The organism is Kitasatospora xanthocidica, from assembly GCF_014656195.1.
Taxonomy (GTDB): Bacteria; Actinomycetota; Actinomycetes; order Streptomycetales; family Streptomycetaceae; genus Kitasatospora; species Kitasatospora xanthocidica.
In genome coordinates this window covers 137416-161053 of the sequence record NZ_BNBY01000003.1, presented here as the reverse complement: position 1 = coordinate 161053, position 23638 = coordinate 137416, and the positions used below count along the sequence as shown (strand labels likewise).

Genomic DNA, 23638 nt, shown 5'->3' with positions numbered 1-23638 from the left:
TTCTCGGTGTTCGACGGCAGGTTCTCCGGCGGCTCGTCCCAGCCGCAACGGTGGACCCCCGATCAGGGATGCTGGGACGCCCCCACCTACGCTGAGCTGCGGAGACGAAAGATCGCTGGGACGCTTTCGCGGGACGGGGGAACCATGGGACGGCGTCCCGCGTGCTGTCTGCCGGGGCCGTTCCGTGGTCGTCCGGCCGCTACGGGACGGGGCGCGGTCACGACGGGGGCCACGTGCGGGTGGAAGAACAGTGCCGAAGGGAATCGGGGAGACGTTGAGGGAGACGGAGGAGGTCGCGCAGCTGCTGCGGGAGCTGAAGAGCCGGTCGGGACTCAGTTACGGTGCGCTGGCGAAGCGGTTGCACCTGAGCACCTCGGCCCTGCACCGCTACTGCAACGGCGATGTGATGCCGACGGAGTTCGCTCCGCTGGAGCGGCTCTCACAGCTGTGCGAGGCGACGCCGGAGGAACGCGTCGAGCTGTACCGGCTGTGGGTCGTCGCCCGCGCGGTACGGGGGAGCAAGCCGGCCGCCGCCCCCGAAACGCCCGAGCCCGCGGCGGCGACGCCCGCACCGGACCGTGCCCCCGGGGTGGCGCCGAGGCGGCGCGCCCGCCGTTGGGGCGCCCTCGCCGCGGCGACGGCCATCGCGGTGCTGGCCGCCGTCGGGATCGTCGTCATCGGTCTGAAGACCGACCAGGCCGGCGCCGACTCCGCCCGCGCCGCCGATGTCCGGCCGTCCGCCGGAGCCCCGTCGCCGTCCCTGTCCGCATCCCGGTCCCCGTCCCCGTCGCTGTCCGCAGCCGCTGCCGGGGCGAGCCCGTCCGGGACGGCCGCCGGGGCGGACCCGAGCATCAGCGCCCCGGTCACCGTCTCCGTCCACCCCTCCGGCTGGGGCAGTCAGTGCGACCAGTACCTGGTCGACCGCCCGCCGTCCGAGGTCCCCTGGCCGCCCGCCGTACCGGACGTGGCGGGCTGGGTCTCCCAGGTCGGCGCGGTGCCCGGCCACTACCAGTCGGTCAAGCTCACCGTGCAGGGCACCGGTCGGGAGCCCGTGCTGCTGACGGGCATCAACGTCCGGGTCACCCGGGTCGCGGCGCCCCTCGCCTGGAACGTCTACGCCGTGGGCGAGGGCTGCGGCGGTGGGATCGGCCTCCACGCGTACGACGTCGACCTGGACGCGGCCCACCCCGTTCCGGTCGTGTCCGACGGCAGCACCGGCCTGCCGCTCAGGGTGAGCGAGAGCGACCCGGTGGTCATCGCGGTCGACGCCGAGACCACCTCCCACGACGTCAGCTGGTACCTGGAGCTGGAGTGGACCACCGGCACCCGGAAGGGGACGGTCACCGCCGACCCGGGCCACGGCACCCCGTTCCGCACCAGCGCGGTCAAGGGCCGGCCGCTGTACGTCTACCCGAACGGCGGGACGGCCTGGGAGCCGAGAGCTCCCCGGGGGTGACGGCGGCCCCGGCCCCTGCCCCGGTGATCCGGGGTCAGGTGGCCGGGGCCGGTGGAGGAGCCGGGTGGGTCAGCTGAAGCTGACGTCGTAGACGCCGACGCTGCGGGGGGTGAAGCGCGCTGACCCGGTGAGGCCCTCGTACCTGAGGGTGCCGCCGGTGACGATCGCGTCGAAGTCCCGGAGTTCCGCGCCCGGGTGGGCGGTGGGCCGCACGCTGGTGATGGCGATCTGAGCGCCGTCGGTGAACTTGAGCACGGTGCTGCAGAGCACCTGGTCCTGGGTCGAGCCGATCTCGTCCTTGACGCAGTTGCCGTAGGCGGTGCCGATCTGGTGCCCGTCGACGTCGTTGGCCTTGGCGCGGTTGCCGTAGGGGACGCCGAGCGCCGGAGGCCCGGACAGGGTGTCGGAGCCGGTGTAGTCGAACGTCATGTCCGGTACCTGGGCCGCCCGGGTGGAGCGGGTCTTGCTCTCCTGCGGACTGTCGCTCGCCATGGCGGGCACGCTGATCGCGGCGGCCGTGCCGACGGCCGTGGCGGCCAGGACGAGGGCGAGGGTGCGCTTGGCGGGAAGGGTGGGGAGCATCGGTTCTCCTCGGCTGCTTCGGGCCGGTCGCCCGAATCCAGCGGAAGTCGATCACACCGGGTGAGGCGGCCGGGACGGCCGCGGGGCCCCGGCGCCGGATACCGGGAGAGGCCGGTCGGCCTTGTGCCGCAAGGGCTCCGGTCGTCCACGAACAGCAGGGGTTGGGCCGTCCGCGTGATCGCGGTCGACACCTGCTTGCCCGGCAGGATTCACCCGTCCGGCTCCCCAGGGTCGACGGCCCCGGTGTGCGCGGGTCAGGTGTCGGCGGTGAGGGCGCGGTCGGGGTGTCCGGCGCGGGGGGTGTCGCCGGGTGCCGTGTAGAGGCCGGCGGCGCGGCGGGTCGCCTCGGCCAGGCGGGCCCGGAGCGCGGGCGGGTCGAGGACCTCGGCCTCCGGGCCGAGGCGAAGGAGTTCGAGGTAGCCGATCTCCCAGTTCTCGACCGGCAGGGCCACGGTGACCCAGCCGTCGGCGTCCGGTGGGCCCGCGGTGGCGAGGGCGTCGGCGGCGGCGGTCGGCTCCAGCAGGTCGGCGAGGTTCGCCACGGCGAGCGGGCTCAGCCGCACCACGGCCCGCTCGCGCAGCAGCGCGCGGGTGAACTCCCGTGCCGCCGCGGCCCAGTGGCCGGCGAGGTCGAACCCCGGGTCGCGCTCGAACCGTTCGTCGCCGGCCTCGGCGCTCTCGAAGCGGTCGACGCGGTACGAGCCGATCCGGCCGGACGGGCCGCGCGCCGCCACGTACCACTGCCCGGCCTTCAGGACCAGGCCGTACGGCTCCAGCCGCCGGTCCCGGGTGCCGCCGCGCGCGGCATACCGGGCCTGGAGCACGCGGTCCTCCCACACGGCGCGCGACACCTCGGGGAGCAGCGGCGGGGTCTCGGCCTCGCGGAACCAGGCCGGTGCGTCGAGATGGAACCGCTGGGCGGCGGCCGCGGGGGCGTCGCCCAGGACGGCGGCGACCTTCAGCCGGGCGGCGAGGGCCTGGCCGGCCAGACCCATGGCGCGCAGCGGGCCCGGGAGGGCGGCCAGGTGCAGGACCTCGGCCTCGGTGCGTTCGAGCCCGGTGAGGCGGGTGCGGTAGCCGTCGACGAGCCGGTAGCCGCCGCCGCGGCCGCGTTCGGCGTACACCGGCACCCCGGCCTCGACCAGTGCGGCGACGTCCCGCTGCACGGTGCGCTCGGAGACTTCCAGCTCGGCGGCGAGCTCCGGGGCGGTCATCGTCTGCCGGGCCTGGAGGAGCAGCAGCAGCGCGATGGCCCGGCTCGCCCGCATGTCGCTCCTCCCCCCCGCCCGCCGTATCGGCGTGATTCTCCCCGGCCGCCCCGGGTCAGCTGTCGTCGGCCTCCCCGACGAGCTTGGCGAAGTCGGGGGCGAACACGGCCATCCAGTGCGGGTGCAGCCGGTAGTAGACCACGTCGTTGTCCCAGTCGAAGGTGTCGGCGCCGTAGAAGTCCCGGAAGTACGCGAGCAGGTCGGGCCAGTCGGCGGCCGGTTCGCCGTCGAGGGGGTTGAGGACCTCCACGGTGCCGTGGGTGAACACACCCAGGTCCTCCCCGCGCAGGTGGGCGACGCTGGCGGCGGGCCGGGCGGCGAGGTGCCGGGCCTTGGCGGCGGTGCGCGCGGTGCCGAAGTGCCAGGCACCGTGCAGGAAGTGACCGTCCGCGCCGCTGATCCGTGGCTCGCCCTTCGCCGTCACGGTGGACAGCGCGAGCGTGCACATGCCGGTGAGCACCCGGGTGAGCTGCTCGGCGGTGAGCGTGCGCTCGCTGCTGATGATCGACCGCAGGTGCGCCGTGGAGCCGGCGAGCGAGGCGTCGAGGAGGGCCTGCAGCCGGTGGAGTTCGTCGGGTGTTTCGCGCATGAGGGGTCCTTGCCGTTCTTGTCCGTGCCGCTGTCGTCGGTACCGCTGTCGTCTCCCACTGTCTCCGCAAATCCCGACATCCGCTGTCGTGTTTCCACGGTGCGCCGGCCCGCCGCGGAGCGCACGGGCGCCGCGGTTCGCGCGGGCGGCGCGGATGTCCCGGTCGCGGCAGGGGGGATCATGGGTGTATGGCGAGAGACACGCGCTCCTCGCCCGGGCTGCCGCGACGCCGGGCGGGTGGCGGTCGTGGCCGGCGGGAGCCGCGCGCGGGCCCGGGGGAGCCGGCGGAGCGGCGCCTGCGGTCCGTGACGGGCATCCGCAGCGTCGCCGGGCAGATGTTCGTCCTGCAGGTGTCGATCGTGCTGTTGCTCGTGGTGGCGGCCGTGGTCGCGCTGCTGATCCAGTCCCGCAGTGACCGGTACGACGCGGCGCGTGACCGCTCGCTCGCCGCGGCCGAGGCGTTCGCCCACGGGCCCGGTCTGGTGGCCGTGATGCGGGGCCCCGACCCCAGCGCGGTGCTCCAGCCGCTGACCGAGGCGGCCCGCAAGGCCGCCCGGGTCGACTTCATCGTGGTGACCGACCGGAACGGCATCCGCTACACCCACCCCCAGCCCGAGCAGATCGGCAAGAAGTTCGTCGGCACCATCGGGCCGTCGCTGGAGGGCCGGGTCACCGTCGAGCAGGTGCGCGGCCCGCTCGGCCGGGAGTACCAGGTCGTGGTTCCGGTGGAGGACGACCGCGGCGCGGTCGTGGGCATCGTGTCGTCCGGGATGAAGGTCGCCAACGTCAGCAGCGCCGTCGACCGGCAGCTGCCGGTCGTGCTGGGCGCCGGCGCCGTCGCGCTCGGCCTGGCCACGGGCGGCACGGCGCTGGTGGGCAGGCGCCTGCTGCGGCAGACCCACGGCCTGGGGCCGGAGGAGATGACCCGGATGTACGAGCACCACGACGCGGTGCTGCACGCGGTGCGCGAGGGCGTGGCCATCGTCGGCGGCGACGGCCGGGTGCTGCTGGCCAACGACGAGGCGCGCCGGCTGCTCGACCTTCCCCCGGACGCGGAGGGGCGCGCCGTCACCGGCCTCGGCCTGGGCTCCCGGACGACCGACCTGCTGACCTCCGGCCGCGCGGTCACCGACGAGGTGCTCCCGGTCGGTGAGCGGTTGCTGGCCGTCAACAACCGGCCCATCGACAGCAGGGGTGCTCTGTCCGGCAGCGTCACCACCCTGCGCGACTCCACCGAGCTGGTCGCCCTCTCCGGGAAGGCCGAGGTCGCCCGCGGCCGGCTGCGGCTGCTGTACGACGCGAGCGTCGCCATCGGTACGACCCTGGACGTGCGGCGCACCGCCGAGGAGCTCGCCGCGATGGCCGCCCGGGAGTTCTGCGACTACGCCACCGTCGACCTCGCCGACGAGGTCCTGCGCGGCGAGGAGCCGACCGCGCCGGCGGCCGGGGCGCCGGTGGAGCTGCGACGGGTGGCGGTCACCGGCAGCCGGGACGATTCGCCGCTGTACCCCCAGGGGGAACTGGTCCGGTGGGTCGGGAGCTCCCCGCAGGCGGCGGGCTTCGTCAGCGGGCACTCCGCGCTGGTGCCCGAGCTCGCGACCGACGTCGGCTGGCGGATGCAGGACGCCGAGCGCACCCGGGCGGTGCTGGAGTTCGGGCTGGCGTCGATGATCGCCGTGCCGCTGACGGCGCGGGGCGTGCTGACGGGGATCGCCTGCTTCTGGCGCGGCCGGGACAGCGGCCCGTTCGAGGAGGAGGACCTGTCCCTGGCCGAGGAGCTGGCCGCCCGGGCCGCCGTGTCCGTCGACAACGCCCGCCGCTTCACGCGCGAGCACACGATGGCCGTCACCCTGCAGCACAGCCTCCTGCCGCGGGCCCTGCCCGAGCAGAACGCCCTGGACGTCGCCTACCGCTACCTGCCGGCCCAGGCGGGGGTCGGCGGCGACTGGTTCGACGTCATCCCGCTGTCGGGCACCCGGGTGGCGCTCGTCGTCGGCGACGTGGTCGGCCACGGCCTGCACGCGGCCGCGACCATGGGCCGGCTGCGCACGGCGGTCCAGAACTTCTCCACCCTCGACCTGCCGCCGGACGAGCTGCTCGGGCACCTGGACGAACTGGTCGCCCACATCGACCAGGAGACGGCCGCGGTCGAGGGGGCGCCCGGGATCACCGGCGCCACCTGCCTCTACGCCATCTACGACCCCACCGCCGCCACCTGCGTCATGGCCCGGGCCGGCCATCCCCCGCCCGCGGTCCTGCTCCCGGACGGCACGGCGATGCTGCTGGACCTGCCCGCCGGTCCGCCGCTCGGCCTGGGCGGTATGCCCTTCGAAGCCGCGCGGGTGCGGCTGCCGGAGGGGAGCAGCCTGGTCCTCTACACCGACGGCCTGGTCGAGGACCGCACCCGTGACATCGGCGTCGGCCTGGACCTCCTGATGGCCTCCCTGGCCCACCCGGGCCGGTCGCCCGAGGAGGTCTGCGACGCCGTGCTCGGCGCCCTGCCGCCCGTCCGCCAGGCCGACGACATCGCCCTGCTGGTCGCCCGGACCCGCGTGCTGGCACCCGACCGCAGGGCCGAGTGGGAGGTGGCCGCGGATCCCACGGAGGTGGCCCGGGTCCGGGCCGAGGCCGCCCGGCAGCTCACCGTGTGGGGCCTGGACGAGGCCGCCTTCGTCACCGAACTGGTGCTCAGCGAGCTGGTGACCAACGCGATCCGCTACGCGACCGCACCGATCACGGTGCGGCTGCTGTACGACCGCACCCTGATCTGCGAGGTCTCGGACGCCGGCAGCACCGCCCCGCACCTGCGCTACGCGGCCGACGAGGACGAGGGCGGCCGCGGACTGTTCCTGATCGCCCGGCTCGCCGAACGCTGGGGCGTCCGCTACACCCCGGACGGCAAGATCATCTGGGCCGAGCAGGTCCTGCGTCCGGCGGCCGCGCCGGCCCTGCCGGGCGAGGGGTAGCCGGCACGGGGTCGCGGAACCGGGGCATCCGGTTCGCGTCGTCGCGGGGTCCTGGACCGGTCACGACAAGCCTTCCGATGGCCGGATCCGGCCCTCCGAAGGTGATCCTCCGGCCGGCGGACTTCCCGGGTCCGCTCCGCCCGGAGGGCGCCGTCCGTACAGGTCACGGCGCATCCAGCCGTTCCCGTGGTGTTCATCGACGATCATCATTCGTAGATCCACTTTCAAATCTCGTGCACGCATTTCACACATCCCACTCTTTCGGTGCCCCGGATGCTCTAGATTGACTTTCACTTCGCACGGCAGGGCGCCGGCGATGATCGATGATCTACGGGTCCATTGCCGCGGGCAGTGGTTTTCGTGTCTCCGGCGGTAGGCGTGGGGTGATCGATTTCCGGCGCCCGCGCGGGGAATTCGAAGACGGAGAGCAGCCGTCGGCGGTTTCCCGTGTGACGCGGGATTCCGGTGGGACGGACGAGTCCTCCGGGATCCGGGCGGGATGTTCACGTAGCGCTGCAAGAGCCGGTTCGCCATGCGCGGGAGGCGGGGGCCTCCCGGCGGTAGGAACAGCGCGGTCGGGGAGGCGGGACCTCCCGAAGGGGAGGATCAGTGCGGGAGGCGCGAGCCTCCCGGGGGGAGGAATCGTGTGGAGCGAACACGTCGAACCCACTGGTGACTTGACGGGGGCCGTGGAGCAGGGGGAAGGAGAGTTAGCCGTCCCGTTTCGACCGGCGCGGGGGCGTCGGGGGAACGGGTCGCTCGGCCGGCCCGAGAGCGACTGGGAGCAGCAGTACCGCCGTACCGTGATCATCAGTGACACCGTGGCCACCGCGTTCGTGGTAGCGGCCATCGGCGGATTCTTCGGGGTCCGGGACGCGGCCAGCTGGCACGAGAAATGGGGAATTCTCGCCTTCGGCACCGAACTGCTGGTGGTGGGGGCACTCGGCATGACCCGGTCGTGGGCCCCGGCCGTTCTCGGCCAGGGTGCCGAGGAATTCCGGCGGCTCGGCCGCTCGCTGTTCACGGCGGCCGTCGTCCTCGCACTCGGCGGAATCGCCCTCACCTCGCACAACATCAAACTCTGGATCTTCGTCGCCATTCCGGCGATCACGCTCGTCACCATGACCGAGCGCTATCTGCTGCGGCTGTGGCTGCACAAACAGCGCAAGGAAGGGCGGTGCCTGCGCCCGGTGCTCGCCGCCGGGAGCCCGGCCACCGTGCGCGACCTGATCACCCGGACCCGCAAGTTCCCGCACCTCGGCTGGCGGGTGGAGGCGGTCTGCACGCCGTACGCCCTCGGGCTGGGCGGTGACCGGCTCTACGGCGTGCCGGTCGTCGGCCGGCTGACGGACGTCGCCACCCACGTCCGCCGGGACGGCTACCGCGTTCTCGCGATCACCCCCGACCCGTACTGGACGCCGGACCGGCTGCAGCGGCTGGCCTGGGACCTCGAAGGCGGCGACGCCGAGATGGTCGTCGCGCCCGTGCTGATGGAGGTGGCCGGCCCGCGGCTGCACGTCGACGCGGTGCTCGGGATCCCGATGCTGCGGGTCAGCATGCCGGCCTTCACCGGCGGCCGCCGGGCGGTCAAGGAGGTCGTCGACCGGCTGGGCGCCGCCTTCCTGCTGGTGCTGTTCGCGCCGCTGATGGTGGGCGTCGGGCTGCTGGTGCTGCTGGACAGCAGGGGCGGGGCGTTCTACCGGCAGCACCGGGTGGGCAAGGACGGCCGGGAGTTCACCCTGGTCAAGTTCCGCACCATGGTCGCCGGGGCGGACCGGGCCCGGGCCGAACTGGCCGACCGCAACGAGGGCGCCGGACTGCTGTTCAAGCTCCGCCGGGATCCGCGGGTGACCCGGGTGGGCGGGGTGCTGCGCCGGTACTCGCTCGACGAGCTCCCGCAGCTCGTCAACGTGCTCACCGGCTCGATGTCGCTGGTCGGCCCGCGGCCGCCGCTGCCGGAGGAGTCCGCCGCGTACGGCCCGGAGATCCGGCGGCGGCTGCTCGTCAAGCCCGGGCTCACCGGCCTGTGGCAGATCAGCGGGCGCAGCGACCTGCCGTGGGAGGAGGCGGTCCGGCTGGACCTGCGGTACGTGGAGGACTGGTCGCTCGCCCTGGACACGGTGATCCTCTGGAAGACGCTGCGTGCGGTGCTCCAGGGCCAGGGGGCGTACTGATGCGAAGGACGCGAAGGAACCGACGAGGGGGGCGTCGTCCGATGGGCGCGCGGAGGGCCGGCCACAAGGGCCTGCCGGAGGGGAGGAACGAGTCATGAGGATCAGCGTCCTGGGGCTCGGCTACGTGGGCTGCGTGTCGGCCGCGTGCCTGGCCGGCCTCGGTCACGAGGTCATCGGAGTGGACGTGAACCAGGTGAAGGTCGACCTGGTCAACGACGGCAAGGCCCCGGTGGTCGAGGAGCGGATCGGCGAGCTGATCGCCGAGGTGGTGGCGGCCGGAGCGCTGCGCGCCACCGCCGACGTCCGCGAGGCGGTCATGGCCAGCGACGTGTCGCTGGTCTGCGTGGGCACGCCGTCGGAGCCCAACGGGAGCCTCTGCACCGCCTACCTGGAGCGGGTGGCCGAGCAGATCGGCGCCGCGCTGGCCGAGCGGGGCGGGCGGCACACCGTCGTCTTCCGCAGCACCATGCTCCCGGGCACCTGCCTGAACCTGCTGGTGCCGATCCTGGAGAAGCACACCGGCGGCACCGCCGGGGTGGACTTCGGGGTCGCGGTCAACCCGGAGTTCCTGCGCGAGGGCACCAGCGTGCGGGACTTCTTCGACCCGCCCAAGACCGTCATCGGCGAGCTCGACGCCGCGAGCGGGGACGTGGTCGCCGCGCTGTACGACGGCCTGCCCGGCGAGGTGTTCCGGGTGCCGGTCCCGACGGCCGAGGCGATCAAGTACGCGGACAACGCGTTCCACGGTCTCAAGATCGGCTTCGCGAACGAGCTGGGCGCGGTCTGCCGGGCGCTCGGGGTGGACTCGCACCAGGTGATCGACGTGTTCCTGGCCGACCGCAAGCTGAACATCAGCCCCGCCTACCTGCGGCCCGGCTTCGCCTTCGGCGGCTCCTGCCTGCCCAAGGACCTGCGCAGCCTGGTCCACGCGGCCCGGCAGGCCGACGTCGCGGTGCCCATCCTCTCCCACGTGCTGCCCTCCAACGCCGAACACCTGGGGCGCGCACTGGAGTTGATCGAGCGTACCGGGAAGCGGCGGGTGGGCCTGTTCGGCCTGTCCTTCAAACCCGGCACCGACGACCTCCGCGAGAGCCCGCTCGTCGAGCTGGCCGAGCGGCTCTTCGGCAAGGGCTACGACCTGCGGATCCACGACCCCAACGTGAACCTCTCCCGGCTGCTCGGCGCGAACCGCGAGTACATCGAGACCCGGTTGCCGCACCTCGCGCAGCTGCTCACGGACTCCGTCGACGAGGTGCTCGACCACGCCGAGGTGTGCGTGGTCGGGACGGCGGACCCGGCCGTGCTGGCCGCGCTGCCGCACGGCGACGGCACGGTGATCGTCGACCTCGTCCACCTGCCCGACGCCGACGCGCGCCGGACCGAACCGGGGTACGTGGGCCTTGCCTGGTGACGCGTCGTCGAGCGCCGCGGTCGGCGGCGACGGGCCGGCCCGTCGCGCGCTGATCCTGGTGGAGAACCTGTCGGTGCCCTTCGACCGGCGGGTGTGGCAGGAGTGCACCACGCTGCGCGACGCGGGCTGGACGGTGGACGTCATCTGTCCCCTGGGCAGCAAGCGGGACACCGAACGGGAGGTGGTGATCGACGGGGTGCGGATCCACCGCTACCCCCTGCACGCGGCCACCGGCGGACCGGCCGGCTACCTGCGGGAGTACGGATCGGCGCTGTGGCACACGGCCCGGCTGGCCCGCCAGGTCGGCCCGGTCGACGTGGTCCACGCCTGCAACCCGCCCGACCTGCTGTTCCTGCCCGCCCTGTGGCTGAAGCGGCGCGGTGCCCGGTTCGTGTTCGACCAGCACGACCTGGTCCCCGAGCTGTACCTCTCCCGGTTCGACCGCGGCGAGGACCTGCTCTACCGCGCCGTGTGCGCGCTGGAGCGGCTCACCTACCGGGCCGCGGACATCGTGCTCGCCACCAACGAGAGCTACCGGGACGTCGCGCTGCGCCGCGGCGGCAAGCGGCCGGAGGACGTCTTCGTGGTGCGCAGCGCGCCCGACACCGACCGCTTCCAGCCGGTGCCGCCCGAGCCGGAGCTCAAGCGCGGCAAGCCCCATCTGCTGTGCTACCTGGGCGTCATGGGTCCGCAGGACGGCGTCGACTACGCCCTGCGGTCGCTCGCGAAGCTGCGCGACGAGTTCGGCCGGACCGACTGGCACGCGGTGTTCGTCGGCGGCGGCGACACCTTCGACGCGATGGTGGAGCTGTCGGGGCGGCTCGGGCTCTCGGAGCAGGTGCAGTTCACCGGGCGCGTCCCGGACGCCGACCTGGCGCGCTACCTGTCCACGGCGGACGTCTGCCTCTCCCCGGACCCGCGCAACCCGCTCAACGACGTGTCGACCATGAACAAGGTCCTGGAGTACATGGTGATGGGTCGGCCGATGGTCTCCTTCGACCTCCGCGAGGCCCGGGTCTCCGCCGGGGACGCCGCCGTCTACGCGCCCGCCAACGACGAGAGCGGGTTCGCCGGGCTGATCGCGCAGCTGCTGGACGACCCGGACAAGCGGGCCTGGATGGGCAAGCTCGGCCAGGAGCGGGTCAACGGGCCGCTGTCCTGGCGGAACTCCCAGCGGGCGCTGCTCGCCGCCTACGCCGCGGCCTGCGGCGACCGGGCCCCGGTGGCGGCGCGCGGCCGGAAGCGGGCGGGGAGAAGGCCGCTCCGTTGAACGACGACACGATACGCCTGGCCACGATCGGCCGGATCCTGCGCCGGCGCTGGCGGCTGCTCACCGTCCTCGCGGTGGTGGGCGCGCTCGCCGGCTACGGGGGCTCCGCGCTGTTCCCGCCGCAGTACACGACCTCGGCGTCGGTGCTGCTGCCGGGGGCGTGGCAGGAGCGCGAGCTGCTCACCCAGGCGGAGATCGCGTCCAGTTCGGTGGTGATCGACCGGGTGGCCGCCACGCTCGGCTGGTCCGGGGTCAGCGGCAGCGACCTGCGGGACCGGGTGACCGCCACGGCGGCGGACGGGAACATCATCAAGATCTCGGGCACCGCCGAGACCCCGGAGCGCGCGCAGCAGCTCTCCGACCAGGTGGCCCGGCAGTTCGTCACCTTCGCCGCCCGGATCGCGGGCGACGGCACCGACCCCGAGGCGGCGCAGCCCGAGGCGCTGCGGCAGCTGGTGGCGCAGGCGAGCCGCCGGATCACCGAGCTGGCCGACGCGGCCGCCCCGGGACAGGGCATGGACAGCGTGCAGACCCGTACCGAACTGGAGAAGCTGCGCACCGCGCTGCAGGACGCCGTCAAGAAGCTGGACCAGGCCGACCCGTCCGCCAACAAGTCCATGGTCGTCATGGGGTCGGCGGCCCGGCCGACCGGCCAGGCGGCGCCGACCAGGATCCAGCTCGTCGCGGGCGGGGCGCTGGTGGCCCTCCTGCTCGGGATCATCGGCCACCTCACCGCCGCCCGGACGAGCCGGCGGCTGCGCACCGAACCGGAGACCGCCGCGGCGCTGGGCTCGGTGCTCCTCGGCACCGTCGACGTCACCGCCGAACGGTCCGCGAAGGCGGCCCGGGACCGCGGCCCGCGGGCCCTGGTCCGCCGGCTGCTGGGCCTCGACACCCGGTGGGACCTGCCGGTCCCGCACGCCTCCGGCGACGAGGCCGGCCGGCGCGTCCGCTACCGGCGGGTCTGCGCCCGCCTCCGGGAGCGGCTGCCGGCCTCCCGCCGGCTGCTGGTCGTCGTCCCGGACGGGGACGGGCCGGCCCGCCGGGCCGCCGAACGGCTCGCCGCCGAGGCGGACGGCGAGCCGCTGCTGCGGGTGGTGGAGGTGTCGGTGACCCGGCCGCTGCTGCCCGACCGCGAGGACGAGTCCGGCGTGCTGGTCGTGCTCAGCGCGGGCAGCCGGACCGCGGCCGAGCTCGCCGGCATCGCCGGGGCGTGTGCGGAGGCCGGGCAGGAGGTGGTCGGCGTGGTCGTCGCCGACCTGGTCCGGGACCGTCCGACGCGCTCCGCCGACACCCGTCCGGACGTGCCCGAGCCGGTGCTCGTGGGCGGCGACGACACGAGGAGAGCGGCCGGGTGACGACGACCACGACAACGGAGCCGCCGGCCGCCGCCCCGCTCCTGGACCTGCAGGCGCTGGTGGCCGCGGTGCGCAGGCGCCGCCGGCTGTGGTGCGCCATGGCGCTGATCGGGCTGCTGCTCGGCGCGGCGGTGGCCGTGCTGAAGCCGCCGCCGCCGAGCGCGGTGGTCAAGCTGCTGGTCGCGCACGAGGCGGACCAGCCGAACGACTCCGGGACGCTGATCCGCACCGACGTCGCCGTGCTGCAGACCACGGGGATCGCCGCCAAGGCCCTGCAGTCCCTCGGCTCCTCGGAGAAGCCGGAGGACTTCATGACGGAGTACGCGGGCGTCGGCCTGACCAACAACCTGCTGGAGATCGACGTGAAGGGCCCCAGCGACGCGGAGGCGGTGGCCCGCGCCAAGGCGCTGGCCGACGCCTTCGTCGCGGACCACGTCCGGCGGATCCAGGAAGCCGCGGACGCCGAGGCCAAGGCGCTGCTCGACCAGCGGGACCGGATGCGGGAGGAGCTCGCCCAGATCAACGCGGCGATCGGGGACGCACCGCAGCAGAGCGGACCGAAGGGCTCGGCGAACCTGGAGTCGCTCTACTCCAGCCGGGCCGACCTCACCTCGCGGATCACCGAGTTCGGCCAGCGCGCCGCCGCGGCGCGGGTCGGCACGCCCCGGCTCGTCGCCGGCACCCAGATCGTCGACGCCCCGCACGCGGTGCGGCAGTCGCTGCCGAAGACCGCCGCCACCGACGCCGCGATCGGGCTCGTCCTCGGGCTCGTCCTCGGGATCACCTGGGCCGCGGTCGGCGCGGTGGTGGCGGACCGCCCGGTGCTGCGCCGGGACATCGCGGCGAACCTCGGCGCCTCCGTCATCGCGGAGCTGCGCGGCCTGCCCCGCCGGTCGGCCGGCCGGCTGCGGGGCCGGCGGGCCCGAGCGGCCCGGACGCGGCTCACCACGACCCTGGCCCGTACCGTACGCGGCTCCGCGGAGCCGGTGTCGCTGCTCGAACTGGGCTGCGCGGGAAGCGTCGGCGCGATCGCCCTGGACCTCGGCCGGGAGCTGGGGGAGCAGGGGCCGGTGGTGGTCGTCGACGGTCTGCCCGGCCCGCAGCTCGCCAAGCGCCGCCCGCAGCCGGGGGACCCGACCGTGGTCGCCGACGATTCGGCCGCGGCCACCGCCGGTCAGGAACTCCGGCTCGGCGTCGGCTCGGTGGCACCCGGCACGGCCTGGACCGACCTGCGCCACCTCGGCACCCGGACCGTGCTCGTGGTACGGGCCGGGCACGGCAGCGCCGCATGGCTGCACACCGTGGCGCGGCAACTCGCCGACCAGGACATTCCGGTGATCGGCGTGGTGCTGATCGACCCCGATCCGGGGGACCGGACCGACGGCACGCTCTGGGACGGGCCGCGCATCCCCGCGGCCGGCCGCACCGAGCGGACGGCCCGGCAGAACGGGACGGGTCGGCGGCGGACGGAGCGACGACCGATGTGGACCGCACGGGTCCCGGACAGCGACCAGGAGGCGAGGTAGGACATGTGTGGCATCGCAGGCGCGTACCGATGGCCGGACGGGAAGGTCGTGACCGACCTGCTCACCGACACCCTCGCCCACCGCGGTCCGGACGGGTCGGGCCGGTACGGCCACTCCCTCGGCGACGGCGAGGTGCAGCTGGGGCACCGCCGGCTGGCCATCGTCGACCTGTCCGAGACCGGCGCCCAGCCGATGGTCTCGGACGGCCTGGTCCTGACGTACAACGGCGAGCTGTACAACGCGCCCGAGCTGCGGGCCGAACTGTCGGCCGCCGGGGTGCGCTTCCGCGGCACCTCCGACACCGAGGTGCTGCTGGAGGCCTGGCGGCGCTGGGGCACGGACTGCCTGCCCCGGCTGCGCGGGATGTTCGCGTTCGGGATCTTCGACGAGCGGACCGGTGAACTGGTGCTCGCCCGCGACCAGCTCGGCATCAAGCCGCTGTTCCTGGTCCGGCGCGGCGAGGGCCTGGTGTTCGCCTCCGAGCTCAAGGCGCTGGCCGCCGCGACCGGCGGGTCGCTGGAGGTGGACCACGGCGCGATGGTGGCCTCCCTGCTGTACTACTGGGTGCCGGACTCGCGGTGCGCGCTCCGCGGGGCGGAGAAGCTGCCGCCGGGGAGCTGGCTGCGGTGCCGGCCCGACGGCCGGGTGGAGCGCGGCCGGTTCTGGCACCTGCGGGAGGTCGCCGCCGAGGGCCGGGAGCGGGCCCTGGCCGGCGAACTGCCGGACATCGCCGCCGTCGTGGAGGATTCGACCCGCCGTCACCTGCTCTCCGACGTCCCCGTGGCGACCTTCCTCTCCGGCGGGCTGGACTCCAGCTACCTGACCGCGCTGGCGGCCCGTGACCACCCCGGGATCTCCGCCTACACGATCGGGTTCCGGGCCGAGGACGCCAGGTTCGAGGCGATGCCGGACGACCTGCGCTACGCCCGGCAGGTGGCCGAGCGGTTCGGCGTCGACCTGCACGAGATCGAGATCGCCCCGGACGTGCTCGACCTGCTGCCGCGGATGACGTACCACCTGGACGAGCCGATCGGCGACCCGGCCGCGATCAACACCTTCCTGATCTGCTCGGCCGCCCGGGAGGCCGGGGTCAAGGTGATGCTCTCGGGCATGGGCGCCGACGAGCTGTTCGCCGGCTACCGCAAGCACCTGGCCAATCAGCTGGCGCTGCGCTACCAGCGGGTCCCGCGGCCGCTGCGGCGCGGCCTGTCCGCGGCCGTCGACCGGCTGCCGGTCGCCACGGCCAGCCGGGGGTTCCGGTCGGTGCGGTTCGCGAAGCGGTTCCTCTCCTTCGCCGACCTGCCGGAGGAGACCGCGTTCCGGCGCAGCTACACCATGTACGACCGGGAGGACCTGCTCGCCCTGGTCGATCCGGACCTGGCCGGGACGGTCCAGGACGTGCTGACCGAGCACGCGGACGTGTACCGGGACAACGACCTCGACGACTTCGTCAACCGGATGTGCCTGGGCGACGCCCGGATGTTCCTGCCGGGCCTGAACCTCGCGTACACCGACCGGTCGAGCATGGCGGCGTCGACCGAGGTGCGGGTGCCGTACGTGGACGTCGAGGTGGTCAGGGCGGCGTTCGCGGTGCCCGGCGACCGCAAGATCGTCGGACGGCAGGGCAAGGCCGTCCTCAAGGAGGCGGCCACCTCGGTCCTGCCCCGGCAGATCGTCTACCGGCCCAAGGGCCTGTTCAGCGCCCCGCTGCGGGCCTGGATGAGCCGGGACCTGGCACCCCTGGTGCGCGAGGTGATCAACGACGGCGAGCTGGTCCGCTCCGGGTTCCTGCGCCGGGACGCGCTGGCGCGGCTGGCCGCCGAGGACGCCGCCGGGCAGCAGGACTTCTCCAAGCACCTGTGGCACGTGCTGACGCTGGAGTACTGGTACCGCGGAGTGACCTCCGGCGGGGCCTCCGGCGTGACTTCCGGCGGGGCCGCGGCACCTTCCTGACGGCGCGGGGCCCGGGCGACGGCGTAGAGAGCAAGACGGCGGAGAGAACAAGGGGACTTCGGTGAAGCAGGTTGTGCAGAACTACAAGAGCGGCGAGCTGGCGGTGCTCGACGTGCCGGTACCGGGGTGCAAGCCGGGCGGTGTGCTGGTCCGCACCGCCTTCTCGCTGATATCCACCGGGACCGAGCTCATGAAGGTGTCCGAGGCCGGCATGTCGATGCTGGGCAAGGCCCGCTCCCGTCCGGACCAGGTGGCCAAGGTCATGCAGAGCGTGGCCACCAACGGGCTGCCCGCCACCTACCGCAAGGTGATGGGCAAGCTGGACTCCTACACGCCGCTGGGCTACTCGCTGTGCGGCGTGGTCGAGCAGGTCGGTGCCGGGATCGACGACGTGAAGGTCGGCGACCTGGTGGCCTGCGCCGGCAACGAGCACGCGCTGCACGCCGAGCTGAACTGGGTGCCGAAGAACCTCTACACCCCGGTGCCGGACGGCCTCGCGCCTCGGCACGCGGCCTTCGGCACCGTCGGGTCCATCGCGCTGCAGGGCTTGCGCCAGGGCGAGCCGCAGCTCGGCGAGGTGGCGCTGGTCATCGGCCTCGGGCTGATCGGGCAGCTGGTGGCGCAGCTCCTCACCGCCTCCGGGGTGCGGGTGGTCGGGGCCGACCCGGACCCGGCGCGCTGCGAACTCGCCCAGCGCCTGGGCGCGGTGGCCTGCGGTGACCCCGGGGCCGCGGCCGTGGAGGCCGCCGTCGCCGAGCTGACCGGCGGCCACGGCGTGGACCAGGTGTACCTGGCGGCCGGCGGCGGCAGCAACCAGCCGGTCGAGCTGGCCGCCCACCTGGCCCGGGACCGGGGCCGGGTCGTCGACATCGGCAAGTGCCGCCTGGACCTGCCGTGGAACGCGTACTACGAGAAGGAGCTGGACGTCCGGTTCTCCCGCTCGTACGGCCCCGGGCGCTACGACCCCGAGTACGAGCTGGACGGGCGGGACTACCCGATCGGCTACGTGCGCTGGACCGAGCGCCGCAACCTGGCGTGCTTCCTCGACCTGCTGGCCCGCGGCCGCGTCGACGTGGACCCGCTGGTCTCCCACGTGGCCGAGTTCGAGGACGCCGTCGAGACGTACCGGCGGCTCGAGGACGGCGAACTCAAGGCCGTCGCCGTGCTGTTCCGCTACCCCGGGCCGGCCGGGGAGGGGGAGCCGGAACGGGCCGCGCAGGCCCCGGAGGTGGCGGTGCCCGCGGTGCGCCGCACCGGCACCGCGGCCACCCCGGCCCGGCCCGTGAACGCGCCGGTGCGGCTGGCGTTCATCGGCGCCGGGAACTACGCGGGCTCGATGCTGCTGCCGCACCTGGCGCAGCGCGCCGGCGTCACGCTGTCCACCGTCGTCACCACGACCGCGCTGTCCGCCGCCAACGCCCAGCGGAAGTTCGGCTTCGCCCGGGCGACCACCGACCTCGACGCGGTGCTCGGGGACCCGTCCGTGGACGCGGTGTTCGTGGTCACCCGGCACAGCTCGCACGCCGAACTGACCCGGCAGGCGCTGCTCGCCGGCAAGACGGTGTTCGTGGAGAAGCCCCTGGCCCTCACCGAGGACGAACTGGCGAGCGTGCTCGCGGCGGTGGAGGAGTCCGGCAACGACCGCCTGCAGGTGGGCTTCAACCGCCGGTTCGCGCCGCTGCTGCGGCAGGCGAAGAGCCGGCTCGGCGTCCGGACCGGCCCGGCGAGCCTGCGCTACCTGGTCAACGCGGGCCGGCTGCAGCACGGCAGCTGGTACCTCCGGCAGGGTACGGAGGGCTCCCGGTTCGCCGGCGAGGGCGGGCACTTCATCGACACCGCGAGCTGGCTGCTGGAGGCCGACCCGGTCTCGGTGTACGCGGTCGCCACGGCGGGCAACGAGGACCTCCAGGTGGTGCTGCGCTACCCGGACGGCTCCACCGCCACCATCAGCTACGTCACCACCGGCGCCCCCGGCTTCCCCAAGGAGACGCTGGACCTGGTCGCGGACGGGAAGGTGCTGAAGCTCGACGACTTCGTCCGCGCCTCGGTGCACGGCCCCGAGCGGTGGGTCAGTTCGCGGCTGCCCAAGGCCCGGGACAAGGGCCAGTCCGCCGAACTGGCCGCGTTCGTCAAGGCCGTACGGACCGGCGGCCCGATGCCGGTGCCGCTGGAGTCGCTGGTCGCCACCACGGCGGCCACCCTCGCCGTGCCGACCGCCCTGGCCGGCGGCGCGCCGGTGACCCTGGCGAGGACGCGATGACCATGAGCGCGGGCTGGTACCTGCGGCGGCTGTCCCGGATGGGACCGCGGGAGGTCGGCGGCCGGGTGGGCGACACGCTGCGCAGGCGGCGGTGGCGGTCGGCGCCGCCGGAGCGCCCGGTCGTGACCGGCGCCCGGTTCACCGCCGTGCTGCCCGCCGGGACGATCGCCGCGGTGCCGCCGGACGCCGCGAAACGGCTCGTCGCCGCGGCGGACCGGCTGATGGACGGGCACGCCGAGTTCTTCGGGGTGGAGCGCGCGGACCTGGCCGCCCCGGACTGGTGGCGCGACCCGAAGACCGGGCGCCGGGCCCCGGCCGGCTACGCCTTCGACGTGCCGTACCGGGACGAGGACGCGGTCGGCGACATCAAGCAGATCTGGGAGCCGTCCCGGCACCAGTACCTGACCGTGCTCGCCGCCGCCTACGCCGTCACCGGGAACGAGCGGTACGCCGAGCGCGTCGCCGCGCACCTGCGGTCCTGGTGGACGGCCAACCCGCCGCTGCGCGGCGTGCACTGGATCAGCGGCATCGAGCTGGGCATCCGGCTGCTGTCCTGGGTGTGGATCCGCCGGCTGCTCGACGGCTGGCCGGGCGCCGCCGGACTGTTCGAGGAGAACCCGGAGGCGCTGGACCAGATCTGGCACCACCAGCGCTGGCTGGCCGCCTTCCCCAGCCGGGGGTCCTCGGCGAACAACCACGTCATCGCCGAGGCTGCCGGACAGCTCGCCGCGGCCTGCGCGTTCGACTGGTTCCCCTCCTCGGCGCGCTGGCGGGCGGGCGCCCTGCGGTCGCTGGAGCGGCACCTGCGCGGCAACACCTTCCCCTCCGGCCTCAACCGCGAACTGGCCACCGAGTACCACGGACTGGTCCTGGAACTCGGCCTGGCCGCGGTGGCCGAGGCGGACGCCGCCGCCGTCCCCGTCCCCAGGACGGTCCGGCTGGTCCTGCTGCGGATGACCGACGCGCTCGCCGCCGTCGTGGACGACCGGCTGCGGCCGCCGCGCCAGGGCGACGCGGACGACGGGCACGGTCTGGTCGTGGACGGCGCGGGCACCGACCGCTGGGCCTCGCTGCTGGCCACCGGGGAGGCGGTGTTCGGCCGGCTCGCCTGGTGGCCGGAGGTGACCGGCACCGACGTCCGCACCCCGCTGCTGGCCGCGCTCCTGAAGCCGTACGGGAAGCCGGGCAGCACACCGGCGGTGACCCGCCCGGCGCGCCGGCGGGCCCACTTCGCCGACGCGGGGCTGACGGTGCTGCGCGGCCCGGACGGGATCTGGTGCCGCTGCGACGGCGGTCCGCACGGGTTCCTGTCCATCGCCGCGCACGGCCACGCGGACGCGCTCTCCCTGGAGGTGCGGCAGGACGGCGTCGACGTGCTCGCGGACCCGGGGACGTACTGCTACCACGGGCAGCCCGAGTGGCGGCGCTACTTCCGGTCGACGCCGGGCCACAACACCCTGGAGCTGGACGGCGAGGACCAGTCCGTCTCCGGCGGGCCGTTCCTGTGGACCCGGCACGCCCGCAGCCGCGTCCTGGTCGCCGACACCTCCGGCGAGGCGGTGTCCCGCTGGTGCGCCGAGCACGACGGCTACCGGCCGTCGGTGCACCGCCGCCGGGTGGAACTGGTCGCCGCGAGCCGGGAGCTGCGGGTGCTCGACGAGGTGAGCGGCCCGCGCCGGGCGGTACGCCTGGCGTTCCACCTCGGCCCGGCGGTCACCGCGGACCTGACGGGGAACCGGGCCGTGCTCACCTGGACCGGGGACGGCCGGGACCGCTCGGCGGTGCTCGACCTGCCCGGGCAGCTGACCTGGCGGGCGCACCGCGGCGAGACCGGACCGCCGCTGGGCTGGTACTCGGCCGGCTTCGGACGCAAGGAGCCGGCCACCACGCTGGTCGGCACCGGCTTCACCGACGGCGGGCAGGGGTTCACCACCGTGCTCGGGTTCCGCGGCTAGTGCGACGGGTAGGGATGAGGCAGGTGGGGCGGATGGGGATCACCGGGAGCTACCGGTGGGCGTCGGCGGCGGTGCTGACGCTCGCCCTGCTGGTGACGACCGGCTGTACGAGCGGGTCGGACTCCCCGGCGGAGCCGACCGCCCCGCCCACCGCACCGGTGGCCGCGGCCCGGGTGTGCGCCGAGCCCCCGGCCGGGCCGGCCGCCGCGCCGCCCGGCGCCGTGACGGTCGACCCGGCGGTCGTCAACGACCTGGCCGCGAAGACCAGGAACAGCCCTCCGCACACCACGTTCTGGCTGGCCCCGGGCACCCACACCCTCGAACCGGACCGCTACGCCCAGGTCATGACCAAGGAGGGGGACACCTACCTCGGCGCGCCGGGCGCGGTGCTCGACGGCCGGAAGACCAACAACTACGCGTTCAGCGGCACCGCCCCGGACGTCACCATCCGCTACCTGACCGTGCAGGGCTTCGTCGCGCCGCACGACGAGGGCGTGGTCAACCACGACATGGCCGACGGGTGGGTGATCGAGCACGCGACGATCCAGGGCAACTCCGGCGCCGGGCTGATGGCCGGCGCCCGCCAGCAGGTCCGCGCCAGCTGCCTGCGCGACAACGGCCAGTACGGCATGAACGCGTACAAGACCGGCGACTCCATCAAGGGCCTGCTGGTCGAGGGCAACGAGATCACGGGCAACAACACCGACGACTGGGAGCGGCGCCAGCCCGGCTGCGGCTGCACCGGCGGCGTCAAGTTCTGGGCCGTCGACGGCGCCGACATCCGCGGCAACTGGGTGCACGACAACCGCGGCACCGGGCTGTGGGCGGACAACGACAACAACGACTTCCTGATCGAGAACAACGTGCTGGAGGCCAACGACGGTGCCGCGCTGATCTACGAGACCAGCTACAACGCCGTCATCCGGAACAACACGGTCCGGCGGAACAACTGGGTCGAGGGCCGCCGGCACGCCGCCGACGGCGACGACTTCCCGCACGCGGCCGTCTACCTGTCGGAGGCCGGCGGCGAACCCCGGGTCCCCGCCCGCACGGACCGGATCGAGATCTACCGGAACACGCTGGAGGACAACTGGTCCGGGATCACCCTCTGGGAGAACGCCGACCGGTTCTGCAACAGCCCGGCCAACACCTCGACCGGCTACTGCACCCTGCTGGTGAAGGACCCCGGCCGCTGCGTGAAACCGGCGATCGACACCCCGCCGCTCTACTCCGACTGCCGGTGGAAGACCCAGCGGGTCGACATCCACGACAACCGCTTCGCCCTCGACACCTCCGTCGTCAAGTGCACCGTGGACTGCGGCCGGATGGCGGTGCTCTCCAACTACGGCACCTACCCGGACTGGTCGCCGTACATGGGCAAGCGGGTCGCCGAGGCGATCACCCTCAAGCAGGACAACCGCTGGCACGACAACGTCTACCGCGGCCCGTGGACCTTCGTCGCCGACGACCCGGGCCGCCCGCTCGACTCCGGGCAGTGGCAGGGCACGCCGTACCGGCAGGACACCGGCAGCACCTTCGCCACCACCAAGGCCGGTGGTTGAGATGGGCGGGGCCCCGCTTCGCGGCGCGCCGGCGGACGGAACGGGCACGGCGGTCACGCCGGCCGGAGCCGAAGGACGCCCCGACGCCACGCCGAAGGCCGTCTGGATAGTCTGGGCGCTGCTGGGCCTCAACACGCTCGGCTCCGCCGGGGCGAAGACCGTCGTCCGGCTGCCCCGCTCGCTCATCCAGATGGCCACCATGGGCGCGCTGGTCTCCGCGTTCGCGCTGGCCCTCCTGCTCAACCCCCGGCTGCGCGTCCGGCCCGGCGCCTTCCTCACCCTGCTCACCCTGCTGCTGGTGCCCAGCCTGATCTCCAGCCTGAAGCTGGAGGTCGGCCTCGGCGCGCTGTTCCGCTGCACCCGGCTGGCCATCTTCATCACCACCCTGTGGCTGATCAGCCGCTGGTGGGACGGAAGCTTCCGGCTCGTCCGCACCCACATCCGGATGTACTACGCGGTGCTCTGGTCGGTGGCCGCCGGCCTGGTCATCTCCCCGGGCACGGCCATGCCCGAGTACTACGGCGGGCGGCTGGTCGGCGCGCTGTGGCCGCTCACCCCGCCGCAGATCGGCCAGTACTCGGCGGTGATCATCGGGCTCACCGTGCTGCTCCTGCTGGGCCGCCGGACCACCGGGAAGAGCGCGGCCATGGTCATCGTGCCGACCTTCGTGCTGCTCGCGATGACCCACACCCGGACGGCCACGATCGGCCTGCTCGCCGGCCTGGCGCTGGCGATCGGCTCGCTCCTGCTGACCAGCACCGCCGCCCGCCGCTTCTTCACCTGGGCGCTGGTGACGGCCACGGTCGCCGCGGTGGCGTTCGCCGGCGCGCTGCAGACCTGGTTCATGCGCGGCCAGAGCAAGGAGAACTTCTCCAACCTCACCGGCCGGGCCAAGGTCTGGGACGCCCTGCTGACCCAGCCCCGGACCATCCCCGAAGAGGCCTTCGGCATCGGCCTGGGCGACAAGTCCTTCGGCGGACTGCCGATCGACAACAGCTGGCTGGCCGTCTACAACGAGCAGGGCCTGGTCGGCATCGGCCTGGTGGCCGCGATCCTCCTGGCGCTGGGCGGCGTCGCCCTGCTGCGCCCGCCCTCGCTGGAGCGGGCCTGCGCGATCTTCCTGATCAGCTACGTCGCGATCTCCTCGTACACCGAGGCCGGGCTCGGCGACGCCTCGCCCTACCTGCTGCACCTGGCCCTGGCCGCCTCGCTGCTCGCCACACCCGCCGCGGCCACGCCGCCGACCACACTCGCGGTCCCGCGCCGACGTAACCCGCGTCGGGACCGCACACAGGAGGTGACCTGACC

General features: G+C 74.0%; 15 protein-coding genes. 12 read left to right on the top strand and 3 right to left on the bottom strand.

The features are described from left to right. The first annotated feature begins 274 nt into the window (after positions 1-274). Positions 275-1456, top strand: a complete 1182-nt coding sequence (locus IE332_RS06885) for a helix-turn-helix domain-containing protein (RefSeq protein ID WP_229928383.1) — start codon at positions 275-277, stop codon at positions 1454-1456. Between the two features lie 69 nt (positions 1457-1525). On the opposite strand, the gene IE332_RS06880 is transcribed toward IE332_RS06885, so the two are convergent. From IE332_RS06880 to IE332_RS06870, 3 genes are all read right to left on the bottom strand, one after another. After that, the gene (locus tag IE332_RS06880) at positions 1526-2038 is read right to left on the bottom strand and encodes a hypothetical protein (RefSeq protein ID WP_189914245.1); all 513 of its coding nucleotides are present in this window, start codon (positions 2036-2038) and stop codon (positions 1526-1528) included. Positions 2039-2292: 254 nt separating this feature from the next. Further along, a complete protein-coding gene (locus IE332_RS06875) occupies positions 2293-3306 on the bottom strand; it encodes a helix-turn-helix transcriptional regulator (RefSeq protein WP_189914244.1) in 1014 nt (337 codons plus the stop codon). 55 nt (positions 3307-3361) lie between these two features. Then, complete coding sequence (locus tag IE332_RS06870; protein ID WP_189914243.1) at positions 3362-3895, bottom strand: pyridoxamine 5'-phosphate oxidase family protein; 534 nt, start codon at positions 3893-3895, stop codon at positions 3362-3364. 188 nt (positions 3896-4083) lie between these two features. Here IE332_RS06870 and IE332_RS06865 point away from each other — a divergent pair, with 188 nt between their 5' ends. From IE332_RS06865 to IE332_RS06815, 11 genes are all read left to right on the top strand, one after another. Beyond that, on the top strand, positions 4084-6861 hold the full coding sequence (locus tag IE332_RS06865; RefSeq protein ID WP_444542934.1) for a SpoIIE family protein phosphatase: 2778 nt from the start codon (positions 4084-4086) through the stop codon (positions 6859-6861). Between the two features lie 689 nt (positions 6862-7550). Then, complete coding sequence (locus IE332_RS06860) at positions 7551-9035, top strand: sugar transferase (protein ID WP_229928431.1); 1485 nt, start codon at positions 7551-7553, stop codon at positions 9033-9035. Between the two features lie 94 nt (positions 9036-9129). Next, positions 9130-10446, top strand: coding sequence for a nucleotide sugar dehydrogenase (locus IE332_RS06855; RefSeq protein WP_189914241.1), 1317 nt, complete (start codon positions 9130-9132; stop codon positions 10444-10446). Continuing rightward, positions 10436-11716: a glycosyltransferase family 4 protein gene (locus IE332_RS06850; protein ID WP_189914240.1), complete on the top strand. Its 1281-nt coding sequence runs from the start codon at positions 10436-10438 to the stop codon at positions 11714-11716. Before IE332_RS06855 ends, IE332_RS06850 begins: the two co-directional genes overlap by 11 nt. Next, on the top strand, positions 11713-13074 hold the full coding sequence (locus IE332_RS06845) for a Wzz/FepE/Etk N-terminal domain-containing protein (RefSeq protein WP_189914239.1): 1362 nt from the start codon (positions 11713-11715) through the stop codon (positions 13072-13074). The genes IE332_RS06850 and IE332_RS06845 overlap by 4 nt, the downstream gene beginning before the upstream one ends. After that, a complete protein-coding gene (locus IE332_RS06840; RefSeq protein WP_189914238.1) occupies positions 13071-14600 on the top strand; it encodes a Wzz/FepE/Etk N-terminal domain-containing protein in 1530 nt (509 codons plus the stop codon). The genes IE332_RS06845 and IE332_RS06840 overlap by 4 nt, the downstream gene beginning before the upstream one ends. A gap of 3 nt (positions 14601-14603) precedes the next feature. Continuing rightward, on the top strand, positions 14604-16553 hold the full coding sequence (asnB, locus tag IE332_RS06835; RefSeq protein ID WP_189914237.1) for an asparagine synthase (glutamine-hydrolyzing): 1950 nt from the start codon (positions 14604-14606) through the stop codon (positions 16551-16553). Positions 16554-16614: 61 nt separating this feature from the next. Then, positions 16615-18813: a bi-domain-containing oxidoreductase gene (locus IE332_RS06830; protein ID WP_189914236.1), complete on the top strand. Its 2199-nt coding sequence runs from the start codon at positions 16615-16617 to the stop codon at positions 18811-18813. Next, positions 18810-20768, top strand: a complete 1959-nt coding sequence (locus IE332_RS06825) for a heparinase II/III family protein (RefSeq protein WP_189914235.1) — start codon at positions 18810-18812, stop codon at positions 20766-20768. Before IE332_RS06830 ends, IE332_RS06825 begins: the two co-directional genes overlap by 4 nt. Before the next feature lie 32 nt (positions 20769-20800). After that, the gene (locus tag IE332_RS06820) at positions 20801-22330 is read left to right on the top strand and encodes a right-handed parallel beta-helix repeat-containing protein (protein WP_189914234.1); all 1530 of its coding nucleotides are present in this window, start codon (positions 20801-20803) and stop codon (positions 22328-22330) included. Between the two features lies 1 nt (position 22331). Further along, positions 22332-23636 carry an O-antigen ligase domain-containing protein gene (locus IE332_RS06815; RefSeq protein WP_229928382.1) on the top strand — a complete coding sequence of 435 codons (1305 nt, stop codon included), beginning with the start codon at positions 22332-22334 and terminating at the stop codon, positions 23634-23636. Positions 23637-23638: the final 2 nt, after the last annotated feature.

Excerpts from the sequence above, each read along its gene's own strand:
- IE332_RS06875 (WP_189914244.1), bottom strand. The coding sequence starts at position 3,306 with ATGCGGGCGAGCCGGGCCATCGCGCTGCTGCTGCTCCTCCAGGCCCGG.
- IE332_RS06820 (WP_189914234.1), top strand. The coding sequence starts at position 20,801 with ATGGGGATCACCGGGAGCTACCGGTGGGCGTCGGCGGCGGTGCTGACG.
- IE332_RS06865 (WP_444542934.1), top strand. The coding sequence starts at position 4,084 with ATGGCGAGAGACACGCGCTCCTCGCCCGGGCTGCCGCGACGCCGGGCG.
- IE332_RS06880 (WP_189914245.1), bottom strand. The coding sequence starts at position 2,038 with ATGCTCCCCACCCTTCCCGCCAAGCGCACCCTCGCCCTCGTCCTGGCC.
- asnB (WP_189914237.1), top strand. The coding sequence starts at position 14,604 with ATGTGTGGCATCGCAGGCGCGTACCGATGGCCGGACGGGAAGGTCGTG.
- IE332_RS06815 (WP_229928382.1), top strand. The coding sequence starts at position 22,332 with ATGGGCGGGGCCCCGCTTCGCGGCGCGCCGGCGGACGGAACGGGCACG.
- IE332_RS06870 (WP_189914243.1), bottom strand. The coding sequence starts at position 3,895 with ATGCGCGAAACACCCGACGAACTCCACCGGCTGCAGGCCCTCCTCGAC.
- IE332_RS06825 (WP_189914235.1), top strand. The coding sequence starts at position 18,810 with ATGACCATGAGCGCGGGCTGGTACCTGCGGCGGCTGTCCCGGATGGGA.
- IE332_RS06855 (WP_189914241.1), top strand. The coding sequence starts at position 9,130 with ATGAGGATCAGCGTCCTGGGGCTCGGCTACGTGGGCTGCGTGTCGGCC.